Source organism: Massilia sp. P2_C2 (assembly GCF_056404615.1).
On sequence record NZ_JBFUDR010000650.1, the window covers coordinates 1 to 816 of the forward strand.

The 816-nt window shown below is 70.5% G+C and carries 1 protein-coding gene and 1 pseudogene; both read right to left on the minus strand.

Annotated elements, in window-relative coordinates:
- A pseudogene (locus AC1DYX_RS31630) lies at window positions 1-359 on the minus strand (hypothetical protein); the annotation flags it as partial.
- Window positions 360-368: 9 nt separating this feature from the next.
- On the minus strand, window positions 369-816 hold a 448-nt coding region (locus tag AC1DYX_RS31635; RefSeq protein ID WP_477266225.1), incomplete at its 5' end, for a TolC family protein.

The window sequence follows — 816 nt, forward strand, 5'->3', positions numbered from 1 at the left end:
CCCTGGCGCACCACGGCGCCGGGCGATACGTGCACGGTCTGCACGATGCCCGACGCGGGCGCGGCCAGCGCGACGGTCCGCTCCGCGTCGACCTTGACCTGCGCCGGCAGGTGCAGCCGCTGGCGCAGGGTGGCTGGACCGGCCTTGTCGAGGGCGATGCCATTGGCCCTGATCTGCGCATCCGTCAGCGCGATGCCGATGGAGGAACCGGCATCGGCGTCGGCCCGGCGGTCGTCATGGCCGTGCGCGTCCGGTTGCGGGGAGGTGTCGGAGGCCGGCTGGCGCCACAGCATCAGGCCGGCAAGGAGGAGGGCGAGCGCGCACATCAGCGCGATCGCCATTTTCTGTTTCTTCGTCATGATGTTCTCTCAGCGTTGATCGGCGGGGCCGGCGAGGCGTTCGATGTCGGCGTACGCGCGCCAGGCGTTCTCGAGGCTGTCCCACTGGCGCGTTTGCGCCTGGAACCAGGTGCGCTGCGCATCCAGCACGTCGAGGAAGGAAAACTTTCCGTATTCAAAACCCTTCAGCGTCTGTTCGTAGGCGGCGCGCGCGTTCGGCACGACGTCCTGGCTGAGCAGGGTGGCTTCATTGCGGGCGGTCGCGTAGCGCGTGTGCGCGGCCGTCAATGCGGCCGCCGTTCCCGCCTGGGCGGCGGCCAGTTCGTCGCCGGCCTGGTCGGTGCGGCGCAGCGCGGCGCGCAGGGCGTCTTCGTTGCGGTTGAACAGAGGCAGCGGCACGGACAGGCCGACGACGGCCCGGCGCCGGCCCACCTGGTCATCGCGCTGCGTGCCCAACGACAGCGTCACGTCGGGTATG